The following is a 7,052-nucleotide window of genomic DNA, read 5'->3' on the forward strand; positions in this document are numbered from 1 at the left end:
TCTTTGCAGGGGGCTACGATGTTCGCTTTAACCCACGGCCGAATCTATACCGGCCACGACGTACTTGATGACCATGCAGTCATTATCGCTGATGGGCTGATCGAGAGAGTCTGCCCGGCGGCTGAATTGCCCGCCGGCATCGAAACGCGCGACCTGGGTGGCGCCATCCTGGCCCCCGGGCTTATCGACGTGCAGCTGAACGGCTGCGGCGGCGTCCAGTTCAACGATTCGCTGGAAGCGATTTCGGAAGAAACGCTGGAGATCATGCAGCGCGCCAACGAGAAATCCGGCTGCACCAGCTATCTGCCGACGCTGATCACCAGCAGCGACGAATTCATGAAGCACAGCGTCGACGTGATGCGCGCCTATCTGAAAAAGCACCAAAACCAGGCGCTGGGCCTACACCTGGAAGGGCCGTACCTCAGCCCGGTGAAAAAAGGCACCCATAACCCGGCGTTCATTCGCAAGCCAACGCAGGACATGATCGATTACCTGTGCGCCAACGCCGACGTGATCACCAAGGTGACGCTGGCGCCGGAAATGGTTGAGCCGCACGTTATCCGGCAGCTGACCGAGGCCGGCATCGTGGTCTCCGCCGGCCACTCGAACGCCACCTACGATCAGGCGCGCACCGGCTTCGCCGCCGGCATCAGCTTCGCCACCCACCTGTACAACGCCATGCCGTATATCACCGGCCGCGAACCGGGGCTGATGGGGGCGATCTTCGATACGCCGGAGGTCTATACCGGCATCATCGCCGACGGCCATCACGTGGCCTGGGCGAGTATCCGTAACGCCAAACGCCTGAAAGGTGATAAATTGGTCTTGGTCACCGACGCGACCGCACCGGCAGGTGCAGATATAGACCAATTTATTTTCGCCGGTAAAACAATATACTATCGGGATGGGCTGTGCGTGGATGAGAACGGTACCCTGAGCGGTTCCGCGCTGACCATGATCGAAGCGGTGCAAAACAGCGTCGAGCATATCGGCATCGCGCTGGACGAAGCGCTGCGCATGGCGACGCTGTACCCGGCGCGCGCCATCGGCGTCGAGCAGCGTCTGGGCACCATCGAAGCCGGCAAGGTAGCTAACCTGACCGCCTTCACCCGTGATTTCAAGATCACCAAAACGCTCGTTAACGGTAACGAGGTTTAATTCAATGAACAGCGAGTAACATTATTGATGAGCACTGGCGGACAAGCACAAATAGGGAACGTTGACTTAGTCAAACAGCTTAACGGCGCGGCAGTTTACCGCCTGATCGACCAGCAGGGCCCGATCTCGCGCATTCAAATTGCCGAACTCAGCCAGCTTGCTCCCGCCAGCGTCACCAAAATTACTCGCCAGCTGCTGGAGCGCGGGCTGATCAAAGAAGTCGATCAGCAAGCCTCCACCGGCGGCCGCCGCGCGATCTCCATCGTGTCGGAAACCCGTCATTTTCATACCGTCGCGGTGCGCCTCGGCCGCCACGACGCCACCATCACCCTGTATGACATGAGCGGTAAATCGCTCAGCGAAGAACACTATCCGCTGCCGGAACGCACCCAGGAAACGCTGGAGAATGCGCTGTTCGCCGCCATCGCCCAATTCATCGAAGCAAACCAGCGCCGCCTGCGCGAACTGATCGCCATCGCGGTGATCCTACCCGGCCTGGTGGATCCGGCGCTGGGCGTGGTGCGCTACATGCCGCACATCAGCGTCAGCAACTGGGCGCTGGTCGACAACCTGCAGCAGCGCTTCAACGTCACCAGCTTCGTCGGCCACGACATCCGCAGCCTGGCGCTGGCGGAGCATTACTTCGGCGCCACCCGCGACTGCGAAGACTCGATTCTGGTGCGCCTGCACCGCGGCACCGGTGCCGGCATTATCGTCAACGGGCAGATTTTTCTCGGCAATAACGGCAACGTCGGCGAAATCGGCCATATCCAGATCGATCCGCTGGGTGAACGCTGCCACTGCGGCAACTTCGGTTGCCTGGAAACCGTAGCCGCCAATGCGGCGATCGAACAGCGCGTGCGCCAGCTGCTGAGCCAGGGCTACCCGAGCAAACTGACCCTGGAAGACTGCGGCATCAACGCCATCTGCAAGGCCGCCAACCGCGGCGATCTGCTGGCCAGCGAAGTGATCGAACACGTCGGCCGCTACCTGGGCAAGGCGGTGGCCATCGCCATCAACCTGTTCAACCCGCAGAAGGTGGTGATCGCCGGTGAGATCACCGAAGCGGACAAGGTGCTGCTGCCGGCGATCCAGAGCTGCATCAATACCCAGGTGCTGAAGGACTTCCGCAAAAATCTGCCGGTGGTGACCTCCGAACTCAATCATCGCTCGGCGATCGGCGCTTTCGCCCTGGCCAAACGCGCGATGCTCAACGGCGTGCTCTTGCAGCGATTGCTGGAAAGCTGATCCGCCGCTTCTGGCAGGTGTGTTATCGTCACCCCTTGCCTGCCGTAATCATGAGAAACAGCGACAAATGAAAATCAAAAACGTTATATGCGATATCGACGGCGTGCTGCTGCATGACAATACGCCGGTGCCCGGCGCCGATCTGTTCCTGGCGCGCATCCAGGAACAAGGCATGCCACTGGTAGTGCTGACTAACTACCCGTCACAGACCGCGCAGGATCTGGCGAACCGCTTCGCCGCCGCCGGGCTGGAAGTGCCGGAGAGCGCGTTTTACACCTCGGCGATGGCCACCGCCGATTTCCTGCGCCGCCAGGAAGGCAAAAAGGCCTACGTGGTCGGCGCAGGCGCCCTGATCCATGAGCTGTACAAAGCCGGTTTCACCATCACCGACATCAACCCGGATTTCGTGATCGTTGGTGAAACCCGCTCTTACAACTGGGAGATGATGCACAAGGCCGCCTATTTCGTCAGTAACGGCGCGCGCTTTATCGCCACCAACCCGGATAGCCACGGCCACGGCTTCTCGCCGGCCTGCGGCGCTCTGTGCGCTCCCATCGAGAAGATCACCGGCCGCAAGCCGTTTTACGTCGGCAAGCCCAGCCCGTGGATCATTCGCGCAGCATTGAACAAAATGCAGGCGCACTCGGAGGAGACGGTGATCGTCGGCGACAACCTGCGCACCGACATTCTGGCGGGCTTCCAGGCCGGCCTGGAAACCGTACTGGTGCTGTCCGGCGTCTCCACCCTGAGCGACATCGAAACCATGCCGTTCCGCCCGAGCTACGTCTACCCTTCCGTCGCCGATATCACTATCTTCTGATGCGGCCATGGCGGTCGCCTGGCCGCCATTATTTCCCTCTTCCTGACCGCAGTTTGAATTTAATTCGTTCATGACCGCAAAAGGTTTCAGCCTGCCTGCGCTAAAAATCCTCATTATAACCTTACGCCCCGCCAATAGCTGATATTGCCGGCACGCGAAAAACCCTTACCCTAGTTAATGAGGCTACCATGAGCACAAATAATATTATTAACGCCGCCGCCGATGACGCGGCCATTATGCCGACTATCGCCAATAAAAAAATCCTGATGGGTTTCTGGCACAACTGGGCCGCCGGCGCCAGTGACGGCTATCAGCAAGGCCAGTTCGCCAATATGAACCTGACCGACATTCCCGCCGAGTACAACGTGGTCGCAGTCGCCTTTATGAAAGGCCAGGGCATCCCGACCTTCAAGCCTTATAACCTGTCCGACGCCGAGTTCCGCCGCCAGGTGGGCGTGCTGAACGGCCAGGGCCGCGCGGTGCTGATCTCCCTCGGCGGCGCAGACGCGCATATCGAGCTAAAAACCGGCGACGAAGACAAGTTGAAAGATGAGATTATTCGCCTGGTGGAAGTCTATGGCTTTGACGGCTTGGATATCGATCTGGAACAGGCGGCGATCGGCGCCGCCAATAATAAAACCGTCTTGCCTGCGGCATTGAAAAAAGTAAAAGACTATTACGCCGCGCAGGGGAAAAACTTTATTATCAGCATGGCGCCGGAATTCCCGTATTTACGCACCAACGGCACCTACCTGGATTATATCAACGCCCTCGAAGGCTATTATGACTTTATCGCGCCGCAATATTATAACCAGGGTGGCGACGGTATTTGGGTGGACGAACTCAACGCCTGGATCACACAGAATAACGACGCCATGAAAGAGGACTTCCTCTACTACCTGACGGAAAGCCTGGTCACCGGCACCCGCGGCTATGCAAAGATCCCGGCGGCGAAATTCGTCATCGGTCTGCCGAGCAATAACGATGCCGCCGCCACCGGCTACGTGGTCAACAAACAGGCGGTGTATAACGCTTTCTCGCGTCTTGACGCCAAAAACCTGTCGATCAAAGGCCTGATGACCTGGTCAATCAACTGGGACAACGGCAAGAGCAAAGCCGGCGTGGCCTACAACTGGGAGTTCAAAACCCGCTATGCGCCACTGATCCAAGGCGGCGTCACCCCGCCGCCGGGAAAGCCTAATGCGCCGACGGCGCTGACGGTCTCCGAGCTGGGTACCACCTCGCTGAAACTGAGCTGGGCCGCCGCCACCGGCGCCTTACCGATCGCCAGCTACACCGTCTACCGCAACGGCAACCCGATCGGCCAGACCGCCGGCCTGTCGCTGGCCGACAGCGGCCTGACCCCGGCCACCCAGTACAGCTACTTCGTTACCGCAACCGACAGCCAGGGCAATACCTCGCTGCCGAGCAGCGCGCTGGCGGTTAAAACCGCCAACGACGGCACGCCGCCCGATCCGGGGGCGCCCGAGTGGCAGAACAACCACAGCTACAAAGCCGGCGACGTGGTGAGTTATAAAGGCAAGAAATACACCTGTATCCAGGCGCACACTTCCAACGCCGGCTGGACGCCGGACGCCGCCTTCACCCTGTGGCAGCTCATCGCCTAATCGCTAATCGATTGCCGGTCAAATCGGCCGGCAATCCCGTCATCACGCTAAAAATTGCATAATCGTTAAATTTTCCCGCCAATAACTGAAAATCCGTTAAAAATCGCAGCCACGCAAACAACTATTTCTCAGCGTATGGCTAAAACGCTTGCATCTCCTGCAGCTTTAGGCGCATTTTCATAACCACAGCGCAGCAAAACCGCATTATCGCTGATGAATCGGCAATGCTGCCCATAACAGTAAAAAACAACATCACAGTCATAAAAGCCCGTTAGGAGAGTTGTATGTGTTCTATTTTCGGTGTGCTCGATCTGAAGTCCGATCCCGTTGAACTGCGTAAGAAAGCGCTGGAGCTGTCGCGCCTGATGCGCCACCGCGGCCCGGATTGGTCCGGCGTTTATGCCAGCGACAAAGCCATTTTGGCCCACGAACGCCTGTCGATCGTCGACGTCAACAACGGGGCTCAACCGCTGTACAACGCTACGCACACCCACGTTCTGGCGGTCAACGGCGAAATTTACAACCATCAGGCGCTGCGCCAACAGCTGAGCGACCGCTATGCGTTCCAGACCGGTTCCGACTGTGAAGTGATTCTGGCGCTGTATCAGGAGAAAGGCCCGGATTTCCTCGACGATCTGCAAGGCATGTTCGCCTTCGCCCTGTATGACACCGAAAAAGATGCCTATCTGATCGGCCGCGATCACCTGGGCATCATCCCGCTGTACATGGGCCACGACGAGTACGGCAACCTGTACGTCGCCTCGGAAATGAAAGCGCTGGTGCCGGTGTGCCGCACCATCAAAGAATTCCCGGCCGGCAGCTACCTGTGGAGTCAGGACGGTGAGATCCGCGAATACTATCGCCGCGACTGGTTCGATTACGACAGCGTCAAAGACAACGTGACCGACGCCGCCGCCCTGCGCACCGCGCTGGAAGAGTCGGTGAAAAGCCACCTGATGTCCGACGTGCCTTACGGCGTGCTGCTGTCGGGCGGGCTGGACTCCTCGGTCATCTCGGCGATCACCAAGAAGTACGCCGCGCGCCGCGTGGAAGATCAGGAACGCAGCGAAGCCTGGTGGCCGCAGCTGCACTCCTTCGCCGTTGGCCTGGAAGGCTCGCCGGATCTGCGCGCCGCACAGGAGGTCGCCAACCATCTGGGCACCGTGCACCATGAGATCCACTTCACCGTTCAGGAAGGCCTGGACGCCATCCGCGACGTGATTTATCACATCGAAACCTATGACGTCACCACCATTCGCGCCTCGACGCCAATGTACCTGATGTCGCGCAAAATCAAGGCGATGGGCATCAAAATGGTGCTCTCCGGCGAAGGTGCGGACGAAGTGTTCGGCGGCTACCTCTACTTCCATAAGGCACCGGACGCGCGCGAATTCCACGAAGAGACCGTGCGCAAGCTGCTGGCGCTGCATATGTTCGACTGCGCGCGCGCCAACAAGGCGATGTCCGCCTGGGGCGTCGAAGCCCGCGTGCCGTTCCTGGACAAGAAATTCCTCGACGTGGCGATGCGCATCAACCCGAAAGATAAAATGTGCGGCAACGGCAAAATGGAAAAACACATCGTCCGCGAATGTTTCGAATCCTATTTGCCCGCCAGCGTGGCCTGGCGCCAGAAAGAGCAGTTCTCCGACGGCGTCGGTTACAGCTGGATCGACACCTTAAAAGAGGTCGCTGCGCAGCAAATTAGCGATCAACAGCTCGAAACTGCGCGTTTCCGCTTCCCTTACAACACGCCGACCTCAAAAGAAGGCTACCTGTACCGCGAGATCTTCGAAGAGCTGTTCCCGCTGCCAAGCGCCGCCGAATGCGTGCCGGGCGGCCCGTCCGTCGCCTGTTCGTCCGCCAAGGCCATCGAGTGGGATGAATCGTTCAAGAAGATGGACGATCCTTCCGGCCGCGCCGTCGGCGTGCACCAGGCCGCCTATAAATAATCGCGCGGTGTTTTCCCTTGGGGCGGGCCTTTTGGCCCGCCTTTTTGTTGCCTTTCCCCCCCGCCAACTGCCTGAATTGCCGATTTTATCGCCATAATGTTCACAACCCAGACAAACGGCGCTTCCGGGCACTTTTTCGGGAAAAAACTTGTTGACGCAAATCGGTCATATACGCATAATGCGCCCCGCAACGCCGATGAAGGCAAAGCAAAAAAAGAGGGCTACGTAGCTCAGCTGGTTAGAGCACAT

Annotated in this window: 5 protein-coding genes; all 5 read left to right on the forward strand. The window is 58.8% G+C overall.

What is annotated here, in order from left to right:
- The first annotated feature begins 18 nt into the window (after window positions 1–18).
- The 5 genes from nagA (at window position 19) to asnB (ending at window position 6,803) form a co-directional block, all read left to right on the forward strand.
- Window positions 19–1,158 (forward strand): N-acetylglucosamine-6-phosphate deacetylase, encoded by a 1,140-nt coding sequence (gene nagA, locus FUU19_RS09005; RefSeq protein ID WP_141970400.1) that lies wholly within the window; start codon window positions 19–21, stop codon window positions 1,156–1,158.
- Between the two features lie 27 nt (window positions 1,159–1,185).
- Window positions 1,186–2,406 carry a DNA-binding transcriptional regulator NagC gene (gene nagC / locus FUU19_RS09010; RefSeq protein WP_004939956.1) on the forward strand — a complete coding sequence of 407 codons (1,221 nt, stop codon included), beginning with the start codon at window positions 1,186–1,188 and terminating at the stop codon, window positions 2,404–2,406.
- Between the two features lie 67 nt (window positions 2,407–2,473).
- The gene (locus tag FUU19_RS09015; RefSeq protein ID WP_230507112.1) at window positions 2,474–3,226 is read left to right on the forward strand and encodes an HAD-IIA family hydrolase; all 753 of its coding nucleotides are present in this window, start codon (window positions 2,474–2,476) and stop codon (window positions 3,224–3,226) included.
- Between the two features lie 188 nt (window positions 3,227–3,414).
- Window positions 3,415–4,854, forward strand: coding sequence for a chitinase ChiC (gene chiC, locus FUU19_RS09020; protein WP_102984135.1), 1,440 nt, complete (start codon window positions 3,415–3,417; stop codon window positions 4,852–4,854).
- A gap of 284 nt (window positions 4,855–5,138) precedes the next feature.
- A complete protein-coding gene (asnB, locus tag FUU19_RS09025) occupies window positions 5,139–6,803 on the forward strand; it encodes an asparagine synthase B (protein WP_164057454.1) in 1,665 nt (554 codons plus the stop codon).
- The last annotated feature ends 249 nt before the right edge of the window (window positions 6,804–7,052 follow it).

This window comes from Serratia montpellierensis, from assembly GCF_020858655.1.
GTDB classification, from domain to species: Bacteria; Pseudomonadota; Gammaproteobacteria; order Enterobacterales; family Enterobacteriaceae; genus Serratia; species Serratia montpellierensis.

What these genes read in the sequence shown, in the direction of transcription:
- nagC (WP_004939956.1), top strand. Translation starts at nt 1,186, where the DNA reads ATGAGCACTGGCGGACAAGCACAAATAGGGAACGTTGACTTAGTCAAA.
- FUU19_RS09015 (WP_230507112.1), top strand. Translation starts at nt 2,474, where the DNA reads ATGAAAATCAAAAACGTTATATGCGATATCGACGGCGTGCTGCTGCAT.
- asnB (WP_164057454.1), top strand. Translation starts at nt 5,139, where the DNA reads ATGTGTTCTATTTTCGGTGTGCTCGATCTGAAGTCCGATCCCGTTGAA.
- nagA (WP_141970400.1), top strand. Translation starts at nt 19, where the DNA reads ATGTTCGCTTTAACCCACGGCCGAATCTATACCGGCCACGACGTACTT.
- chiC (WP_102984135.1), top strand. Translation starts at nt 3,415, where the DNA reads ATGAGCACAAATAATATTATTAACGCCGCCGCCGATGACGCGGCCATT.